Annotated in this window: 18 protein-coding genes; 8 read left to right on the top strand and 10 right to left on the bottom strand. The window is 67.2% G+C overall.

Annotated elements, in window-relative coordinates; translation table 11 throughout:
* Positions 1 to 33: 33 nt before the first annotated feature.
* The 4 genes from trxA (at position 34) to HFL01S_RS15040 (ending at position 3,984) form a co-directional block, all read left to right on the top strand.
* Positions 34 to 366 carry a thioredoxin TrxA gene (gene trxA / locus HFL01S_RS15055; protein ID WP_066260055.1) on the top strand — a complete coding sequence of 111 codons (333 nt, stop codon included), beginning with the start codon at positions 34 to 36 and terminating at the stop codon, positions 364 to 366.
* 191 nt (positions 367 to 557) lie between these two features.
* Entirely contained in the window at positions 558 to 1,820 is a 1,263-nt protein-coding gene (gene rho / locus HFL01S_RS15050; RefSeq protein ID WP_066260050.1) for a transcription termination factor Rho, read from the top strand.
* Between the two features lie 100 nt (positions 1,821 to 1,920).
* The gene (locus tag HFL01S_RS15045) at positions 1,921 to 2,169 is read left to right on the top strand and encodes a type B 50S ribosomal protein L31 (RefSeq protein WP_066260047.1); all 249 of its coding nucleotides are present in this window, start codon (positions 1,921 to 1,923) and stop codon (positions 2,167 to 2,169) included.
* Between the two features lie 108 nt (positions 2,170 to 2,277).
* On the top strand, positions 2,278 to 3,984 hold the full coding sequence (locus tag HFL01S_RS15040) for a hypothetical protein (protein WP_066260044.1): 1,707 nt from the start codon (positions 2,278 to 2,280) through the stop codon (positions 3,982 to 3,984).
* Here the strand turns inward: HFL01S_RS15040 and phoR are convergent.
* The 8 genes from phoR to HFL01S_RS15000 form a co-directional block, all read right to left on the bottom strand.
* Positions 3,981 to 5,297, bottom strand: coding sequence for a phosphate regulon sensor histidine kinase PhoR (gene phoR, locus HFL01S_RS15035; RefSeq protein WP_157538889.1), 1,317 nt, complete (start codon positions 5,295 to 5,297; stop codon positions 3,981 to 3,983). The two genes, HFL01S_RS15040 and phoR, sit on opposite strands and share 4 nt — an antisense overlap.
* Positions 5,294 to 6,016: a phosphate regulon transcriptional regulator PhoB gene (phoB, locus tag HFL01S_RS15030; protein WP_066260040.1), complete on the bottom strand. Its 723-nt coding sequence runs from the start codon at positions 6,014 to 6,016 to the stop codon at positions 5,294 to 5,296. Before phoB ends, phoR begins: the two co-directional genes overlap by 4 nt.
* A gap of 40 nt (positions 6,017 to 6,056) precedes the next feature.
* Complete coding sequence (gene phoU, locus HFL01S_RS15025; RefSeq protein ID WP_066260037.1) at positions 6,057 to 6,758, bottom strand: phosphate signaling complex protein PhoU; 702 nt, start codon at positions 6,756 to 6,758, stop codon at positions 6,057 to 6,059.
* 15 nt (positions 6,759 to 6,773) lie between these two features.
* On the bottom strand, positions 6,774 to 7,565 hold the full coding sequence (pstB, locus tag HFL01S_RS15020; RefSeq protein ID WP_066260035.1) for a phosphate ABC transporter ATP-binding protein PstB: 792 nt from the start codon (positions 7,563 to 7,565) through the stop codon (positions 6,774 to 6,776).
* Between the two features lie 31 nt (positions 7,566 to 7,596).
* Entirely contained in the window at positions 7,597 to 8,454 is an 858-nt protein-coding gene (pstA, locus tag HFL01S_RS15015) for a phosphate ABC transporter permease PstA (RefSeq protein ID WP_066260031.1), read from the bottom strand.
* A gap of 1 nt (position 8,455) precedes the next feature.
* Complete coding sequence (gene pstC, locus HFL01S_RS15010) at positions 8,456 to 9,454, bottom strand: phosphate ABC transporter permease subunit PstC (protein WP_066260028.1); 999 nt, start codon at positions 9,452 to 9,454, stop codon at positions 8,456 to 8,458.
* Positions 9,455 to 9,545: 91 nt separating this feature from the next.
* Positions 9,546 to 10,577: a phosphate ABC transporter substrate-binding protein PstS gene (gene pstS, locus HFL01S_RS15005; protein WP_066260026.1), complete on the bottom strand. Its 1,032-nt coding sequence runs from the start codon at positions 10,575 to 10,577 to the stop codon at positions 9,546 to 9,548.
* A 98-nt stretch (positions 10,578 to 10,675) separates the two neighbouring features.
* Entirely contained in the window at positions 10,676 to 11,236 is a 561-nt protein-coding gene (locus tag HFL01S_RS15000; protein ID WP_066260023.1) for a TlpA disulfide reductase family protein, read from the bottom strand.
* A 130-nt stretch (positions 11,237 to 11,366) separates the two neighbouring features.
* Between HFL01S_RS15000 and ppx the strand changes: the two genes are divergently transcribed.
* From ppx to HFL01S_RS14980, 4 genes are all read left to right on the top strand, one after another.
* Entirely contained in the window at positions 11,367 to 12,848 is a 1,482-nt protein-coding gene (gene ppx / locus HFL01S_RS14995; RefSeq protein ID WP_066260020.1) for an exopolyphosphatase, read from the top strand.
* Positions 12,849 to 12,950: 102 nt separating this feature from the next.
* Positions 12,951 to 14,066, top strand: a complete 1,116-nt coding sequence (locus HFL01S_RS14990; protein WP_066260018.1) for a response regulator — start codon at positions 12,951 to 12,953, stop codon at positions 14,064 to 14,066.
* Between the two features lie 3 nt (positions 14,067 to 14,069).
* Entirely contained in the window at positions 14,070 to 14,390 is a 321-nt protein-coding gene (locus HFL01S_RS14985) for a hypothetical protein (RefSeq protein ID WP_066260013.1), read from the top strand.
* A complete protein-coding gene (locus tag HFL01S_RS14980; RefSeq protein WP_066260010.1) occupies positions 14,390 to 17,017 on the top strand; it encodes a hybrid sensor histidine kinase/response regulator in 2,628 nt (875 codons plus the stop codon). Before HFL01S_RS14985 ends, HFL01S_RS14980 begins: the two co-directional genes overlap by 1 nt.
* Positions 17,018 to 17,040: 23 nt before the next feature.
* Here HFL01S_RS14980 and HFL01S_RS14975 read toward each other — a convergent pair whose 3' ends face one another.
* Entirely contained in the window at positions 17,041 to 17,523 is a 483-nt protein-coding gene (locus HFL01S_RS14975) for a SixA phosphatase family protein (RefSeq protein ID WP_066260008.1), read from the bottom strand.
* Positions 17,524 to 17,528: 5 nt separating this feature from the next.
* Positions 17,529 to 19,595: a polyphosphate kinase 1 gene (ppk1, locus tag HFL01S_RS14970; protein ID WP_066260005.1), complete on the bottom strand. Its 2,067-nt coding sequence runs from the start codon at positions 19,593 to 19,595 to the stop codon at positions 17,529 to 17,531.
* Positions 19,596 to 19,600 lie beyond the last annotated feature (5 nt).

Raw genomic sequence — 19,600 nt, 5'->3', positions numbered from 1 at the left:
AACTTCCCCGATCCACGTTATTCAGGATGAACCATGGCCAGTGAGCTGATCACCCACGTTTCCGATGCAACCTTTCAGGTCGATGTGCTCGACGCCAAAGCCCCTGTGCTGGTCGACTTCTGGGCCGAGTGGTGCGGCCCCTGCAAGATGATCGCCCCGATCCTGGACGAAGTGGCCGGCTCCTACAACGGCAAGCTCAAGATCGCCAAGGTCAATGTCGACGAAAACCGCGACATCCCCGCCAAGTTCGGCATCCGTGGCATCCCCACGTTGATGCTGTTCAAGGACGGCCAGCTGGCCGCCACAAAGGTGGGCGCCATGAGCAAGGCCCAGCTGACGGCCTTCATCGACCAGCAACTGGCCTGACCGGCCCGGCGCCGGCCACCGCTGCTCCAGGTGCAAGGCCCGGAGACGGCTCAGGTGGCCGGTTTTTCCTGTCATAATTCTCGCGTCAGCTGGCCTACCAACGCCCAGCCCCTCCTGACAGCGCCAGTCCACCATCTGGACATCAGCGCCCCTCCCCGGTTCTGACAAGACTCCCTTCCGGAGCGATTTCCATGCACCTTAACGAACTCAAGGCACTGCACGTGTCTGAAGTCCTCAAGCAGGCCGAAGCGCTTGAGATCGAAAACACCGGCCGCATGCGCAAGCAGGAGCTGATGTTTGCCATCATCAAGAAGCGCGCCAAGGCCGGCGAACAGGTGAACGCAGACGGCGTGCTGGAAGTGCTGCCTGACGGCTTCGGCTTCCTGCGCAACATGGACACCAGCTTCACGGCGTCCACCGACGACATCTACATCTCCCCCAGCCAGATCCGCCGCTTCAACCTGCACACCGGCGACATGATCGAGGGCGAGGTCCGCATCCCCAAGGACGGCGAGCGCTACTTCGCGCTGAACAAGCTGGATGCCATCAACGGCCTGCCGCCCGAGTCGAACAAGCACAAGGTGATGTTCGAGAACCTGACGCCGCTGTTTCCCAAGCAGCAGATGCGCCTGGAACGAGACATCAAGACCGAAGAGAACATCACCGGCCGCGTCATCGACATCATTGCGCCCATCGGCAAGGGCCAGCGCGCGCTGATCGTCGCCCCGCCCAAGAGCGGCAAGACGGTGATGATGCAGCACATCTGCCACGCAATCACCGCCAACCACCCCGAGGTGGAGCTGATGGTGCTGCTGGTGGACGAGCGCCCGGAAGAAGTGACCGAGATGCAGCGCACGGTGCGCGGCGACGTGATCGCCTCCACCTTCGACGAGCCGGCCGCCCGCCACGTGCACGTGGCCGAGATGGTGATCGAACGCGCCAAGCGCCTGGTCGAACTCAAGAAGGACGTGGTGATCCTGCTGGACTCCATCACCCGCCTGGCCCGTGCCTACAACAACGTGCTGCCCTCCTCCGGCAAGGTGCTGACCGGCGGCGTGGACGCCAACGCCCTGCAGCGCCCCAAGCGATTCTTCGGTGCCGCGCGCAATGTGGAAGAAGGCGGTTCGCTCACCATCATCGCCACCGCTCTGGTCGACACCGGCAGCCGCATGGACGAAGTGATCTTTGAAGAGTTCAAGGGCACCGGCAACAGCGAAATCCATCTGGACCGCCGCCTGTACGAAAAGCGCGTTTTCCCCTCGATCCAGCTCAACCGCAGCGGCACGCGCCGCGAGGAACTGCTGCTGGCGCCCGAGATCCTGCAGAAGACCCGCATCCTGCGCCAGTTCATGTACAACATGGACGAGATTGAGGCCATGGAGATGGTGCTCAAGAGCATGAAGGCGACGAAGAACAACTCCGAGTTCTTCGACATGATGCGTCGCGGCGGTTGATGCCACAAAAAAACATCATATAATTCAAGGCTTTGCAACTTGCGACAAGTACGAGAGAACGGTTCTCTCGCGGCTGCCGCACCTGACCCAAGGAATCGCCATGAAAGAAGGCATTCACCCCAACTACCGCGAAGTCTGCTTCGTGGACCTGTCGAACAACTTCAAGTTCGTGACCCGTTCCTGCGCGAACACCAAGGAAATGATCAAGATGGAAGACGGCCGCGAACTGCCGCTCTACAAGCTTGATACCTCCAGCGAATCGCACCCCTTCTACACCGGCACCCAGAAGTCGGTGGACAACATGGGCGGCCGCGTCGAGAAGTTCCGCAATCGCTTCGGCAAGAAGTAATCGGACCGATCGACCCTGCGGGCCTGCGCCCGGAAAAGAAAGCAGCCGATCACCCGGCTGCTTTTTTTTCGCCCTGAGCGCCCCGCCTACCCCTGTATATTCCCCGCCGTGAGTCTTGCCACCCCTGCCATCGTGACCCAGTCGGCCGTGCGCCGTCTGCCGCGGCTCGCCCTGCTGCTACTGGGTCTGGCCTACGTACTGCCCGGCTTCCTGGGACGGGAACCCTGGAAAAACCTGGACGTAGCTGCCTTCGGCGCCATGATGGAAATGGCGAGGGGCAGCAGCGACTGGTGGCAGCCCCAGGTGCTGGGACAGACCGCCGAGATGGCGGGCCCGCTGCCCTACTGGCTGGGAGCGCTGGCCATCCGGTTCCTGCCATTCCTGACTCCCGACCTTGCTGTCCGGGTGCCGTTCGGGATGCTGCTCGCGCTGACACTGATCTGCACCTGGTACGCGACCTACCACCTCGCACGCCAGGCCAGCGCACAGCCCGTGGCCTTTGCCTTCGGTGGCGAGGCGGACCCGATCGACTACGCACGCGCGATGGCGGATGCGGCGCTGCTGGCGCTGGTGGCCAGTCTGGGCCTGGCTCAGATGTCGCATGAAACCACGCCCGACCTGGCGCGGCTGGCCATGGTCAGTGCGGTGCTCATGGCGGCCACGCGCATGGCGCTGCCGCTCACCCGCCACCCATGGAAGGCCGTGGCCCTGTGGGGTGCGGCCACGCTGGGCCTGGTGCTCAGCGGCGCGCCCTGGATAGCGCTGGCCCTGGGCACCGGTCTGTTGTTGCTGGTGTGGACCAGCCGGTCGGCTCAAGGCGCGGCAGCGCCGCAGGAGCTGAGCAGGGTGGTGGGACTGCTGGCACTGGCCGCCTTGCTTGCGTCGATCACCGAGCAGATCCACTGGCCGCAGGCGCTGTCGCTGCCCGCTTCCATGGCGGACTGGAAGCGCTGGGGCAAGCTGCTGGTGTGGTTCACCTGGCCCGCCTGGCCTCTGGCGCTCTGGACGCTCTGGCGCTGGCGCCACCAGCTGCGCAGCCCCCATGTGGCGCTTCCGCTGTGGACCGCGCTGGTGAGTGCCGTCAACAGCGCGATCAACCCGGATTTCGACCGTTCGCTGCTGCTGGCCCTGCCAGCCATGGCCGTACTGGCCGCGTTCGCGCTGCCCACGCTCCGGCGCAGCGTGTCTGCCCTGATCGACTGGTTCACGCTGGTGTTTTTCAGCGGATGCGCTCTGGTGATCTGGGTCATCTGGTTCGCCATGCAGACCGGCGTTCCGGCCAAACCCGCCGCCAACGTGGCCAAGCTCGCGCCGGGGTTCAATCCCGAGTTCTCCTGGCTGCTTCTGCTGCCCGCGCTGCTGGCCACCATCGCCTGGGGCTGGCTGGTGGCCTGGCGTGTGGGGCGGCACCGGCAGGCCATCTGGAAGAGCCTGGTGCTGCCGGCCGCTGGCGCCACCCTGTGCTGGTTGCTGCTCATGACGCTGTGGCTACCGCTGCTGGACTATGGCCGCAGCTATGGGCCGGTGGCGCGCCGCATCGCCACGCTGGTGCCGCCTGGCTCCCCCTGCGTGCTGGTGGACGGGCTTGGCCAGGCGCAGATCGCGTCGCTGCAGTTCCAGGGTGGCCTCAGCTTGCGCCGCACCGGTGACGGGGCTGCAGACGGGTGCCGCATCATGGTGGTGAACCCGGACACCCAGCCGACGCTTGACGAGCGGGTGGCGCTGACCGAATGGGCCTACAAGGCCACGGTGCGGCGCCTCAACGACCGCGAACGGGTGCTGATCTACCAGCGGGTCGGCGGTCCGGCTCGCTAGGCGCCAGTCACGCGCACACGCGTGGCCGGCAGCGAGATGATGAAGGTGGAGCCGCGCCCGACCGTGCTATGCACCACCACCTGACCACCGTGGCGCTGAGCCACATGCTTGACGATGGCCAGGCCCAAACCCGTGCCACCGGTCTCGCGCGAGCGGCTGCGGTCCACTCGGTAGAAGCGCTCGGTCAGGCGCGGCAGGTGCTCGGCCTCGATCCCCGGCCCCGTGTCCTCCACGAAGAACTCGCCGCCGCCGTCACCGACAAGGCGCCAGCCAGCCCGGACGCTGCCACCAGCGGGGGTGTAGCGGACCGCGTTGCTCAGTAGGTTGGACATGGCGCTGAGCAGTTCGTTGCGGCTGCCGGCCACCCGCAGCTCAGGCCCGGAAACCACCTCGATCCGATGCACCGGATTGGCAATCACAGCAGACAAGCCCTCGGCTTCCAGAACCGCCTGGCGCAGCAGCTCGGAGACCTCAACCCACTCCCCGGTGCCCGGCACAGGACTGCCTTCGAGTCGGGACAGCGTGAGCAGATCACTCACCAGCGTCTGCATGCGCTGGGCCTGCTGGCTCATGAGCCCCAGGAAACGCTGGCGGTCGGCCTCCTCCAGCGGCAGGCTTTGCATGGTCTCCACAAAGCCGCTGAGCACTGTCAACGGCGTGCGGATCTCGTGCGACACATTGGCCACAAAATCCCGGCGCATCGAATCGGCCAGCTGCACCGCCGTGACATCGCGCGTGAGCATCAGCTGCCGCTGGTCACCATAGGGATGGACCTGCAGCGAAATTTTTCTGGGCTGGGTCGGGCGCTGACCGGGACCGTCGACCTCGATCTCGGCGCCGAAGTCGCCCGCGTCCATGTAGGCATTGAAACTTGGATGCCGCACGAGATTGCGCACGTACTGCCCGATGTCGCGCTGCGGATCGATGCCCAGGTGTTGCGCCGCCGTCAGGTTGCACCACTCGATGCGAGCCTTGCTGTCGAGCAGCACGACCCCGTTGGGCGAGGCCTGGATGGCCGCCAGAAAATCCTCCAGCCGCTCGTCGCTGCCATGGGCCTTCTGTTCGAGGGCGCGAAAACGCTTGCGCGTGCGCTCCAGCAGTTCACCCCAGAGCCCGGAGAGCCTAGGGGTGTGCATGTCGTCGGCCCGGCTGAGCCAGCGCAGCAGCTGCGCAGCGCGCAGGCTGTCCCATGCCAGCCAAAGCAAGGCACCCAGGCCCGCCCCCGCCAATGTCCATGTCACCGAACCTCTGGACCAGCCCCACGCTCCAGCTGCTGCGACCAGCAGCAGCAGCCCCACCGCACGGCTGATCATGCGGCGCTGTCGCCGCTTCCCTGCCCGACGGCCACCCGGGCCGTGAGGCGGTAGCCCGCGCCGCGCACCGTTTCGACCATGCCGGCGGCGTCGCCCAGGGATTCCCTCAACCGCTTGACGTGTACATCCACGGTGCGCTCCTCGATGAAGACATGGTCGCCCCATATCTTGTCGAGCAGGGTACCACGCGTGTGTACGCGCTCCGGGTGCTTCATCAGGTAGTGCAGCAACTTGAATTCCGTCGGTCCGAGCTTGAGCTCTGCCTCGCGGAAGCTCACGCGGTAGGTGGCGGCGTCCAGCGACAGCTCACCCACCTGCACCGAGTCGTTGACGATCTCGGGGGCACGGCGGCGCAGCACGGCGCGGATGCGCGCCAGCAGTTCCTGCGTGGAGAACGGCTTGGTGATGTAGTCGTCGGCACCGGCGTCTAGGCCCTGCACCTTGTCCGACTCGTCGCTGCGCGCCGTCAGCATGAGGATGGGGACGGTCTTGGTGCGCTCCTGGCGGCGCCAGGCGCGGGCCAGTGCGGCACCGCTCTCGCCGGGCAGCATCCAGTCGAGCAGGATCACGTCGGGCAGCACGGCGTCGATCTCGCGGCGAGCCGACTCGCCGTCAAACACCACCGTGGGAGCAAAACCGTTGTGGCGCAGATTGACCGCGATCAGCTCGGCAATCGCCGGCTCATCCTCGACCACCAGCACGCGGGGAAGTTTTTTCACGATGTCGATCCTGGAAACGGCACAGGGGTCGTGGTTCTGTTCATCCCACCACCGACTGCACTTTGTCCATCGAGCTGTGGCGCACGTCCTCACCCTTGACCACGAAGATGATCTGCTCGGCGATGTTCTTGGCGTGGTCGCCCACGCGCTCCAGCGACTTGGCCAGGAACAGCAGGTCCAGGCTGGGCGAGATGGTGCGCGGGTCTTCCATCATGTACGTGATGAGCTTGCGCAGGAAGCCGTTGTACTCGCCGTCGATGGCGTCGTCTTCCTTGATGATGGCCAGCGCCATGTTGGTGTCCAGCCGCGCGAACGAGTCCAGCGTCTTGCGCAGCATGCCAGCGGCCAGGTCGGCGGCCAGGCGCAGTTCGGAAATCGGCAGCGAGCGCGGTGAACCGCTTTCGATGATCGACTTCACCATGCGCGCCACACGGGCGATCTCGTCACCGGCGCGCTCCAGGTTCTGCGTGGTGCGCGAGATGGCCATCAGGAAGCGCAGGTCGCGCGCGGTGGGCTGGCGGCGTCCGATGGTGGAGATGATCTCGTGGTCGATGTTCATCTCCATCTGGTTGATCCGGTTCTCGGTCTCGAGCACCTGCTCGGCCGTCTCCTGGCTCAGATGGACCAGGGCGTAGACCGCCTGGTGCAGCTGCGATTCGACCAGCCCGCCCATCTCCAGCACGTGGGTGGAAATGGAGTTGAGCTCGGCGTCGAACTGGCTGGAAATGTGCTTGTCACCCATGTTGTGCTCCCTGTATCAGCCGAAGCGGCCGGTGATGTAGTCCTCGGTCTCGGTGCGCGTGGGCTTGAAGAAGATCTGCTCGGTGGAGCCGAACTCGATCAGTTCGCCCGGGTACATGTAGGCCGTGAAGTCGCTGCAGCGGGCGGCCTGCTGCATGTTGTGCGTGACGATGGCAATCGTGTAATCCTTCTTGAGCTCGTGCACCAGTTCCTCCACCTTGCCGGTGGAGATTGGGTCCAGCGCCGAGGTCGGCTCGTCCAGCAGCAGCACCGAGGGCTTGACCGCCACGCTGCGCGCGATGCACAGGCGCTGCTGCTGACCGCCGGAGAGCGAGAGGCCGCTCTGGTGGAGCTTGTCCTTCACCTCGTTCCACAGCGCGGCCTTGCTAAGGGCCCACTCGACGCGGTCGTCCATCTCGCTGTTGGACAGGTTCTCGTAGAGGCGCACGCCGAAAGCGATGTTGTCGTAGATCGACATCGGGAACGGCGTCGGCTTCTGGAACACCATGCCGATGCGGGCGCGCAGCAGGTTCAGGTCCTGCTTCGGGTCGAGGATGTTGTCGCCGTAGAAGTTGATCTGGCCTTCGGCGCGCTGGCCGGGGTAGAGGCTGTACATGCGGTTGAGCGTGCGCAGCAGCGTGGACTTGCCGCAGCCCGACGGGCCGATGAAGGCGGTGACCTTCTTCTCGGCGATGTTCATGGTCACGTTCTTCAGGCCCTGGAACTTGCCGTAGAAGAAGTTGAGGTTGCGCACCTCGAGCGCGTTGCGCTGTTCGACGGCGGCGGGAGCGATGGCGGTGGCGATCATGGGGTTGGTTTCCGTGTGGATGGCGCCTGGCTCAGGCAGGAGTCTTGTTCCGGAAGAAGACGCGGGCAACGATGTTCAGGATGAGCACGGCCAGGGTGATCAGCAGCGCGCCGCCCCAGGCCAGACGGATCCAGTTGTCGTAGGGGCTCATGGCGAACTGGAAGATCACGACCGGCAGGTTGGCCATGGGCTTGCTCATGTCGGCGTTGAAGAACTGGTTGTTCAGCGCAGTGAACAGCAGCGGTGCGGTCTCGCCGCTTATGCGGGCCACGGCCAGCAGCAGGCCGGTCATCACGCCGCTCTTGGCGGCGCGCAGCGTGACCATGGAAGCCACCTTCCAGCGCGGCGCTCCCAGGGCGAACGCCGCCTCGCGCAGGCTGCCGGGCACCAGGCGCAGCATGTTCTCGGTGGTGCGCACGATCACGGGCACCGCGATCAGCGACAGCGCCAGCGTGCCGGCCCAGCCGGAGAAACCGCCGACCGTGGCCACCGCGATGGCGTAGACGAACAGGCCCAGCACGATCGAGGGCGCCGACAGCATGATGTCGGTGACGAAGCGGGTCAGCTCGGCCGTCTTGCTGGTGTCGCCGTATTCGGCCAGGTAGACGCCCGCGAAGATGCCGATGGGCGTGGCGAACAGCACGGTGGCGCCCACCATCAGCAGGCTGCCGACGATGGCGTTGCGCAGACCGCCGCCTTCCGAACCCGGTGCCGGGGTGTCCTGGGTGAACATGTTCAGGTCCAGCGCAGCCAGGCCGTTGGACAGCAGCACGTACAGGATCCACAGCAGCACCGCCAGGCCCAGCACCATGGAGCCCATGGACAGGGTCAGCCCGACGGCGTTGGACAGCTTGCGGCGCTGGTAGAGGGTTTTGTTGAATTCGTTCATGTCACAGCCCCTTGGCCTTTTCGCCGCGCACGATCATCCACTTGGCCAGGGCCAGCACGATGAAGGTGATGACAAACAGAAGGAAGCCCAGTGCGAACAGGGCCGAGATGTGGAAGTCGGCGGCTTCGCCGAATTCATTGGCCAGGGTCGAAGCAATCGAGGTGCCCGGCGAGAACAGCGAGGTGGGCATGCGGTTGGCGTTGCCGATCACGAAGGTGACGGCCATGGTCTCGCCCAGCGCACGGCCCAGACCCAGCATCACGCCACCGATCACGCCCTTCTGCGTGTAGGGCAGCACCACGCGGCGCACCACTTCCCAGGTCGTGCAACCCAGGCCGTAGGCCGACTCGCGCAGGATGGGCGGCACGATCTCGAACACGTCGCGCATCACCGCGGCCACGAAGGGCAGCACCATGAAGGCCAGCACGATGCCGGCGGCCAGGATGCCCATGCCGTTGGTGGAGCCGCCGAACAGGAAGCCGATCAGAGGCATGCCGCTCATGAGCTTCTGCACCGGCACCTGAAAGTAGTCGGCGAACAGCGGCGCGAACACGAACAGGCCGAACATGCCGTAGATGATGGACGGCACCGCCGCCAGCAGCTCAATGGCCGTGCCCAGCGGTCGGCGCAACCAGGGCGGGCAGGTTTCGGTGAGGAACAGCGCGATGCCGAAAGCCAGCGGCACGGCGATCAGCAGCGCGATGCCGGCGCTGGCCATGGTGCCGACGATGGCAATCGCGGCACCGAATTCTTCGTTGATGATGTCCCACTCGACGTACCAGATGAACCGGGCGCCGAACTTCTGCAGGACGGGCAGTGCATTGATGAACAGCGAGACGATGATGCCCATCAGGGCCACCAGCACCAGCAAAGAGAACAGCTGGGTGATGCGGTGAAACAGTGCATCCTGCAATCGCTGCTTGCGCGCGATCGACAGCATGCGGGTGTTGGTCGGCGCTGCGGCCTCGGATGGCGACGTCATGGTGATGCCCACGCTCATGATGGGGTCCCCTTCAGGTGCTTTCATACCGTTGAAAGGCCCGGGAACCGGTGCAAAGTGTGCACCAGAGCCCGGGCCACGGGAGCCTGTATTACTTGGCGACCTGGTTCCAGACCTTGGAACGGATCTGGGCGGTCAGGGCGTCGGGCAGCGGCACATAGTCCAGCTCGGTGGCCAGGGTCTTGCCCTTGCTGAAGGCCCAGTCGAAGAACTTCAGGGCTTCGGCCGAGGCGGCCTTGTCTTCCGGGTTCTTGTACATCAGGATGAACGAGGCGGTGGACACGGGCCAGGCGCTGTCGCCCTTGGCGTTGACCATGGAGATGCCCATGCCCGGCACGCTGAACCAGTCGGCGCTGGCGGCGGCGGCTGCGAAAGTCGCGTCGTCGGGGCTGACGTACTTGCCGTTGGCGTTCTGCAGCTGCATGAAGTTCATCTTGTTCTTCTTCACGTAGGCGTACTCCACGTAGCCGACCGCGCCCTTGATGCGGTTGACGTTGGCGGCCACGCCTTCGTTGCCCTTGCCACCAACGGACGAAGCGGCCGGCCACTTGACAGCGGCGCCCTTGCCCACGGAGTCAGACCACTCCTTGCTCACGGCGCTGAGGTAGTCGGTCCAGTTGAAGGTGGTGCCCGAACCGTCGGCACGGTGCACCACGGTGATGTTCTCTTCCGGCAGCTTCTTGCCGGGGTTCAGGGCGACCAGCTTGGGGTCGTTCCACTTGGCGATCTTGCCCATGAACATCTCGGCCAGCACCGGGCCGGTCACGCGCAGTTCGCCGGGCTGGAAGCCTTCGAGGTTGATCACGGGCACGGTGCCGCCGATGATGGCCGGGAACTGGATCATGCCGTCCTTGTCCAGCTCTTCACCCTTCACCGGGGCATCGGTGGCGCCGAAGGTCACGGTCTTGGCGCGGATCTGCTTGATGCCGCCCGAGGAACCGATGGACTGGTAGTTCAGGCCCGTGCCGGTTTCTTTCTTGTAGGCCTCGGCCCACTTGGCATAGACCGGGAACGGGAAGGTGGCGCCCGCCCCGGTGATGTCGGCGGCAAAGGCCGGGGCAATCGCCATGGTGGCCAGGGCGGCGGCGGCGACGGTCTTCAGAAGGGAGCGTTTGGAGATCATTCGGGTCCTCACGGGTTGGTGAAAAGGTTCACAACCCGGGACTCTAGGCACCCACCGTGACAGCTCTGTGACAAAACGACGATGTCACATGACAGCCTTCAGAAAAGGCGGGCCATGTCCTGCACGTCTTCCGCGAACATCTGGCCTTTTTCGGCCAGCAGCAGGCGGCCGTCCGCCCCCGCCAGCAGCGTCACCGGCAGCCCCTTGGGCTTGGGAAAAGCCTGGCGCCAGGCCGGGGACGCCCACGCGGCCGGGAATCCGTAGCCTTTTTTCTTAAGGTGGTCCACCGCATCGGCCGGCTTCCGGTCAATCGACAGGGCCAGCATCTGCAGGCCGCGGCCCTGCTGCGCTCTCCAGTAGGCGTCCATCTCCGGGCTCTGCAGGGCGCAGAAGGGACAGATGCTGGACCACCAGTACACTAGCAGCGGCTTGCCGCGCGCCTGCCCGGGGTCGAATCGCCCGCCGCCGATGAGGTCGACCGGCGGCACCGCGAGGGTGCTGCCCAGCGCCGGCAGCGGCGGTGCCTTGGCTTCTTCGGCGGCGATCGTCACCGGCTGCCCCAGGACGGGGCTCGCCAGCCCACCGGCGACCATGGCCATCGCCGCGCCCAGCCACTGGCGACGGCCGGGGGACGTTTCGAAGCGGGTGCGCGGGTTCATGCGGGCAGGTCCGGAAAGGAAATGGGACGGGGATGCGAAGAGCGCAGCATACGCAGCCCGGGCCACGGCTTCAAGCCGGACGGCGCGGCCCATGCGTCACAATCGGCCCACTTTCGTCAGCGCCCGCCCCATGCAAAACGGTACCCTGCTCGCCGCCATCGACCTTGGCTCCAACAGCTTCCGCCTCGAAATCGGACGCCTCCAGTCGGGCCACATCGAGCGCATCGAGTACATCAAGGAAACCGTGCGCCAGGGCAACGGTCTGGACGAGAACAAGATGCTCAGCCCGGCGGCCATGCAGCGCGGCTGGGACTGTCTGGCCCGCTTTGCCGAGCGCCTGCACGGTTTTCGCAAGCAGCAGGTGCGCGCGGTGGCCACCCAGACCCTGCGCGAGGCGCGCAACCGGGACGACTTCCTGCAAAAGGCACAGGCCATCCTCGGCTTCGGCATCGAGGTGATCTCAGGTCAGGAAGAGGCGCGGCTGATCTACCAGGGTGTCTCGCACCTGCTGCCCCAGTCGGACGAGCGGCGGCTGGTGGTGGACATCGGTGGCCGCTCCACCGAGATGATCATCGGCCAGGGTTACACCGCCAGCCAGATGGAGTCGTACCGGCTGGGCAGTGTGGCCTGGTCCACGCGCTACTTCCCCAAGGGCCAGTTCACCGCCGATGCCTTCCGCACGGCCGAGATCGCGGCCAAGGCGGTGCTCGACCAGGCGCTGGACAGCTTTCCGCCGTCGCTGTGGTCGGTCGCCTACGGCTCCTCGGGCACGGTGGGCGCGGTGGCCGACGTGCTGGCGGCCAACGGCTGGCCGTCCGGCGCGGTCACGCGCGACGGCCTGGACTGGCTGGTCGAGCGCCTGATCAAGGTCGGCAACGCCGAGCAACTGCGCATGGAAGGCATGAAGGACGACCGCCGGCCGGTGATCGGCGGCGGCGTGAGCGTGCTGCGCGCCGTGTTCGACCTGTTCGGCATCCAGGAAATGATTCCCGCCCAGGGCGCGCTGCGACACGGCGCCCTCTACGACCTGATCGACCGCGACACCGGTGGCGGCGACGTGCGCGAGCGCACGGTGCGCTGGCTCAGCGAGCGTTTTTCGGTGGACGCCGCGCAGGCGCAGCGTGTGAGCGAGGTGGCCACCGCCCTCTTCGCCCAGGTCGCTGCCGGCGAGGCCAATGAGCGCTTCTCGCAGAAGCTGGCCTGGGCGGCTCGGCTGCACGAGATCGGCACCCACATCTCGCACGATCGCTCCTACCACCACGGCGCCTACATCCTGGACAACGTGGACGCCTCGGGCTTCTCGTTCCCCGAACTGCACCGCATGAGCCAGCTGGTGCTGGGTCAGCGGGGCAAGCTGCGCAAGCTCGAAGAACCCCTGCAGGACGAGCTGTTCGCCAAACAGCTGCTGTGTCTGCGGCTGGCGGTCATCCTTTGCCACGCGCGCCGGATGCCCGAACACGAGGCGCTGAAGCTGGGCTACAAGGCCGGCGCGTTCCGGCTGGTGACGCCCGAGGGATGGGCCCGGCGCTTCCCGCAGTCGGCCTGGTTGCTCGGGGAAGAGTTGCTGGCCTGGCAGAAATCGAACTGGAAATTCTCCGCCGACATCCGTTGAAAGAGGCACGGCGACGTGTGCTCTGCGCCACATCGCTGCCCGTTCAACCGATACCATCGCCCCCCAGAGGGCCTTCGGCGGCCTGAAAAACGAAGAAAAACAATGGCTCTGATCGTGGTGGCGGAAGACGACGCCGGAACAATGCGTCTCATCGAGGCGGCCCTGCACCTGCAAGGGCACGAGGTGCTGACAGCCAACAACGGGCAGTCGGCGTGGATGACGATCCGGCAGTACCGGCCGGACCTGGTGGTCAGCGACATCAACATGCCGGGTGTCAACGGCTTTGACCTGCTCAAGGCGGTGCGCGAGCACGGGGCCCTGCAACAGACACCGTTCATTCTGCTGACCTCGCTGCAGGAGCGGCGCGACATGCGCCAAGGCATGACGCTGGGCGCCGACGACTACCTGACCAAACCCGTGCACCCGCGCGAACTGGTCGACGCGGTGGCAGCCCAGCTCAACCGCAAGGCCATGCGCACCGCGGCGCTGGAGCTGCAGGTGAAGGAGGCTGTGAACGAAGCCCTGGACGAACAGGCCTGGACCCTGCAGGAGCAGTACGAACTGCGACTGGCCCACGAGCTGAGCGAACAGTGGCCCGGCGAGACCCAGGGCGACCGCGAGGACTTCCACCCGCAGGCCACCGTGCTGTTCGCCGACATCCGCAACGACCGCGAGTGGGCCCGCGCCCTGGACCCGCAGCAGCTGGCCATGATGCTCAAGCGCTTCTACGAGGGTGGCGGCGACACCGTCCACCTGTTCGGCGCCACCTCGGCCCACTTTGTCGGCGACGGGCTGCTGGCGGTGTTCACCGACCGCACATCCAGAACCACCGCCCACCAGGGCCTGCGCGCGGTCAAGGCTGCTTTCGGCCTGCGCAAGTCGGCCGCGGCCATGCAAGGCTGGGTGCAGCAGCAGTTTCCCGGCGTGGCGCTGCCTCGCTTCGAGGCCGGCATCGCCATCCACAGCGGCCCGGTGGCGATGATGCGGCTGGACGGCCTGCTGGGCGGCGCGGCCCAGGTGCTGCCGGTGGGCGAAACCGTGGTCAACGCACTGGCCATGCAGCGCGCCGCCGTCGGTCCGCACCCGGTGACGCTGTCGATCCCGGTGCTGCGCGCGGTGACTGGGGCGGTGCAGCCGGTCTCGCGCCACTTCGTCACCCTGCCCCAGTGTCCCGAGCCGCTAGAGGTGTGCGCCGTCGACCCCCTGCCGTCGTCCTGACCGATGGCCGCGCGCGACACCCCCACGCCAGCCGAACGCCGCCGCCTCTCGATCGGGCCGGCGCTGATCGCCGCGCTCGTGCTGTCGGCGCTGATCCCGGCGGTGCTGGTGTCCTGGCTGCTCTCGTCCAACAGCTCGCAGTCCATCGACACCCTGGCCGAGAACGCGATCAGCCAGGCCGCGCACCGGGTGGACGTGGGCGCGCTGGCCCACCTGGGCGAGTCGCACACCGTGGTCAACGCGCTGGTGCCGCCGGTTCCCACCAGCGGCGCCGAGGCCGAGCGCACGCGCAACTGGCTGCGCGACCCGGCCGCCTCGAGCTGATGGCCTACGCGCTGACCCAGCAGTCGCCCAATGTGCCCTATCTGTACTACGGCACCACCGATGGCTTCTTCTTCGGGCTCGAACGCGAGGAAGGCCGCTTCGTGGTGCGCGAAATCCTGCCCGGTGAAAGCGGCCGGCGCCACTACGAGATCAGCGAGCCGGGCGACCGCAGCCGCCTGGTCAGGACCGAAGACACCGTCTACGACCCGCGCAAGCGCCCCTGGTACCAGCTGGCCGCCAGCACCGGCAAGCGCGTGTTCACCGACGTCTACCGCTCGGCGGTGAAAAGCCAGTTCGACCTGACGCTGGCGCAGCCCATCTTCGACACCGACAACCGCACGCTGCTGGGCGTGATGGCGGTGGACATGAGCCTGGCGCGCCTGACCGAGCTGATCCGCAGCACGCGCATCAGCGAACACGCGGTGACCTACCTGGTCGACGGCCAGGGCCGCATGGTCGCCTCGTCGGTCGACGAGGAACTGAGCGAGCTGGTCAACGGCCGCCACCAGCGCATCACGCCGCTGCAGAGCCGCGAGCCGCTGGTGCGCGAGTCCTACACCCAGCTGTTCGCTCCCGACCGGCAGGGCACGCGGCGCGCGCCGGGGCTGGTGCGGCTGGAGACCGAACGCGACTGGCTGCAGCGCCTGGGCCTGACCAGCAACCGCCTGATCGCGCTGCAGCGCCCCTTCGGCGCCAAGTACGAGCTGGGCTGGCAGCTGGTGGTGGTGGCGCCGGAAGAAGACTTCACGGCGCACGTGCTCCAGGCCCGGCAGTGGGCGCTGCTGGCGATGGCGGCGCTCATCGGTGTCGGCGTGCTGGGGGCCTTTCTGGTCGCCCGGCGCCTGTCGGCCCAGTTCCACCAGCTCAACAAGTCCGCCACCCAGCTGGGCTCCGGCCAGGTGCCGCCGGTGCAGGAGAAGGCACCGTTCCGGGAGGTCCACAACCTCTCGCGCGTGATGCACGACAGCGCGCTCAAGCTGCACGCCTACAACCGCGCCATCAAGCGCAAGAACAAGGCCCTGCGCGACGCCACCCTGCTGCTGGAAGAACGGGTGCGGCTGCGCACCGCCGAACTCGCCGCCTCGCGCGAAGAGGCGCTGGCTGCGGTGCGGGCCAAGGCCGGCTTCCTGGCGGTGATGAGCCACGAGATCCGCACCCCGCTCAACGGCGTGGTCGGCATGAGCCAGCTGCTCACCGACACCGGCCTGACGCCGTCGCAGAAAGAGCTGCTGGGCGTGCTCAAGGTGTCGAGCGAGCAGCTGCTGGCCGTGGTCGACGACATCCTGGACTTCTCCAAGATCGAGTCGGGCAAGCTGGCGCTGGAACACCTGCCGATGGACCTGCACGCGGCCATCCGGGGCGTGTGCGACATCTCCCGGCTGCGCTGTCAGGAAAAGGGGCTGGTGCTGCGCGTCGACCTGCGCCCGGACCTGCCGCGCGCCATCGTCAGCGACATCACGCGCCTGCGCCAGGTGCTGCTGAACCTGCTGTCCAACGCGGTGAAGTTCACCCACCACGGCGAGGTCTGCCTGCGGGCCTGGGTCGAGCAGGCGGGCGAGCCGCTGACCCTGGGCTTCAGCGTCAGCGACACCGGGGTCGGCATCTCGCAGCAGCGGCTGGGCGAGCTCTTCCAGCCCTTCTCGCAGGGCGACACCTCGACCGCGCGCGTCTACGGCGGCACCGGCCTGGGGCTGATGATCTGCCGCCACCTGGTCGAGCGCATGGGTGGCCGCATCCAGGTGAACAGCCAGACCGGCGTGGGCTCGACCTTCTCATTCACCATCCGCGCCCAGCCCGCCCGTCCCGAGGACATCGTGGAGCCCCTGGTGCCCACGCTGCAGCTGGCGCGCAACCCCCACCGCGTGCTGGTGGTGGACGACAACCTGACCAACCTCAAGGTGGCGTCCGCCATGCTCAACCGGCTGGGCTATCCGCACGACCTGCGCGACAACGGCCTGCGCGCGGTCGAGGCGGTGGAGCAGGCCCAGCGCGAACACCAGCCCTACGCCCTGGTGCTGATGGACAGCCACATGCCCGAGATGGACGGCGCCGCGACCACGCGCCAGATCCGCGAGCGCCTGGGGCCAGCCGCCCCCATCGTGCTGGGGGTGTCCGCGTCGAGCCTGCCGAACGACCGCACCCGCTGCCTGGAGGCGGGCATGTCGGACTACCTGGCCAAGCCGCTGGAACTGCACGCGCTGGGCCAGGCGCTGCAGCGCTGGATCGAGCGCGCACCCGCGGCCGCCGACGGCGCCAGCGGCCCCACCGGCCCTGCCCCGACCCGGCCCGCCGCGCCCTGGATCAACACCGAACGCTGGACCATGCTGGGCGAGTTCGACAACGGCGCGGGCAAGGTGCGCGGTGCCATCGTCCAGGACTTCCTGGCCGAACTGGACACGCGCATGAACGACATCCGCCAGGCCATGGCGACGCGCGACCACGAGGCGCTGGGCAATGCCGCGCACCAGCTCAAGGGCGCCGCGCTCAACACCTGCGCGGCGCGGCTGGCGCAGCTGTGCGAGGCACTGGAGACGCGGTCCCTGGCCGAAGACCCCGAGGTCTTTGCCTACGACGGGCTGCTGGACCAGGTGGTGCGGGGCACGCGCGAGGCGCTGGCGACCAACTGACAGCGTTCAGCAGGCCGGTCCGCTCAGACCAGTTCCGGCGTCTGCACCGTGACGATCACGTTCTGCATGTGGCCATTGCGCTCGCGCTGTCGCAGCCACCAGACCGAACCCTTGCGCATGGTGCACTCGCCCTCGGGCAGGTTCAGCAGCTGGGCGATCACCTGCCCCAGCGTAGGCTGGTGCCCGATCACCACCACCGGGCCGCGGCCCTCTGGCCAGCCGACCAGTGACAGCACCGCCGCCGGGTCGGCCCCGGGCAGCAGCTCGTCGCGCACGCGCAGCTTGCGGCCGAGCGCGTGGGCGGTCTGGCGGGCCCGCTCGGCGGGGCTCACATACACCCGGGCGCCGTCCGGCAACTGCCGGTCCAGCCAGGCGGCCATGCGGGCGGCCTGCTTCTCGCCGCGCGGGGTCAGGCGCCGCTCCAGGTCCAGCGGGTCGCCCTGCGCGCCCTGCTCGCCATAGGGGTGGTCCTGGGCTTCGGCGTGGCGCCAGAGGATGAGGTCCATGGGGGTCACTCCTGGGAACGGTGGCCGTAGCGGGCCATCAGCGCCGCCTGGGCCGACAGGCCCGGGCCTTCGATGGTGTCGCTGGCGCGGCGGTAGTCGCCGTCCAGCTGCAGCAGCCAGGCGTCGCTCGTGTCGTGCAGATAGGCCGACAGGCACTCGTCCTTGATGCGCTGGCGCAGCGCCGGGTCGGTCACCGGCCAGGCCAGTTCGACCCGCCGCAGCATGTTGCGGTTCATCCAGTCGGCGCTGGAGAGCCAGAGCTCCTCCTCGTCCCCGAACCGGAAATAGAACACCCGCGAATGCTCCAGCAGGCGACCGATCACCGAGCGCACGCGCACCCGATCGGTCACGCCGGGCACCTGCGCCGGCAGGATGCAGGCGCCGCGCACGATCAGGTCGATCGAGGCACCGCGCAGCGACGCGATCGCCAGCGCGCGTGCCATGGGTTCGTCGGTCAGGGCGTTCATCTTGAGGATGATGCGCGCATCCTGGCCGGACTGGGCCGCCACCCCTGCCCGCTCGACCCGCTCCAGCATGGCCTTGTGCAGGTGGAAGGGCGCGATCAGGGCGGTCTTCAGGCGTGGCAGGCGGCTCTGGCTGGCCAGGTGCAGGAACACCTGCTCCATGTCCGCCGTGAGCGACTTGTCTGCGGTCAGGTAGCTCAGGTCGGTGTACAGGCGCGCCGTGCCGGGGTTGTAGTTGCCGGTGGAGAGGTGGCCGTAGCGGCGCAGCGCCCCGCCCTCGCGGCGCGTCACCAGCAGCATCTTGGCGTGGGTCTTGAGACCCACCACGCCGTACACCACCTGGGCGCCCACCGACTCCAGCCGCTCGGCGTAGTTGATGTTGGCCTCTTCGTCGAAGCGCGCCTTGAGTTCGACCACCGCGGTCACTTCCTTGCCGCGCCGCACCGCCTCGCGCAGCAGCTCGATCATCTCGGCCTTGCTGCCGGTGCGGTAGATGGTCTGCTTGATGGCCAGCACGTCGGGGTCGTTGACCGCCTCGCGCAGGAAGGCCAGCACCGCGTCGAAGCTCTCGTAGGGCTGGTGGATCAGCACGTCGCCCTGCTGCATGCGCTCGAAGAAGGACTGGCCCGGCACCAGCTGGGCCGGCCAGCCCGGCGAATGCTGCTCGAAGCGCAGCGCGGGCTGCTCGACCTGGTCGATCAGCTGGTTCAGGCGCACCAGGTTCACCGGCCCGGGCACGCGGAACAGCGCCTGCGGCGGCAAGGCAAACTGCTCCAGCAGGAAGCTGGAGAGGAACTCGGAACAGCCCGCCGACACCTCCAGCCGCAGCGCCTCGCCGTAGTGGCGGTGCTGCAGGCCGACGCGCAGGGCGGTGCGCAGGTTCTTCACCTCTTCTTCGTCGACGGCCAGGTCGGAGTGCCGCGTGACGCGGAACTGCGAAAACTCCGTCACCTGCCGGCCGGGAAACAGGTCGTCCAGGTGCGAGCGGATCAGGCTGGAGATGGAGACAAAGACCGTCTTCTTCGAACCCTTGGGACCGGGCAGGCGCACGTAACGCGGCAGCACGCGCGGCACCTTGACGATGGCCACCTCGTTTTCGCGGCCGAAAGCGTCGCGCCCCTTGAGGCGCACGATGAAGTTGAGCGACTTGTTGGCCACCTGCGGGAACGGGTGCGCCGGATCAAGGCCCACCGGCATCAGCAGCGGCTGCACCTCACGCTCGAAGAAAGCCTTGACCCAACGGCGCTGGGCGGCATCGCGCTCGCCATGCGAGACCAGCTCGACGCCCTGCTTCTGCAGCAGCGGCAGCAGCTCGTCGTTGTAGATGGCGTACTGCTGCGCCACCAGCTCGTGCAGTTTGGTACTCAGGCGCACATAGCCGTCCGCCGTCTGCGGGCCGCGCTGTTCGTTGGCATTGAAGGCGGCCAGATGCGGCGCCATGCGCACCTCGAAGAACTCGTCGAGGTTGCTGGAGACGATGCACAGGTAGCGCAGGCGCTCCAGCAGCGGCACCTGCTCGCGCCGCGCCCAGTCCAGCACGCGTTCGTTGAAAGCCAGGATGCTGTGGTCCCGGTCGAGAAAGGTCAGGCTGGGGGTGGGCGGGTTCATCGGTG

Source organism: Hydrogenophaga flava NBRC 102514, from assembly GCF_001571145.1.
In the GTDB taxonomy this organism is placed as follows: Bacteria; Pseudomonadota; Gammaproteobacteria; order Burkholderiales; family Burkholderiaceae_C; genus Hydrogenophaga; species Hydrogenophaga flava.
This window is presented reverse-complemented; position numbering and strand designations above follow the sequence as displayed.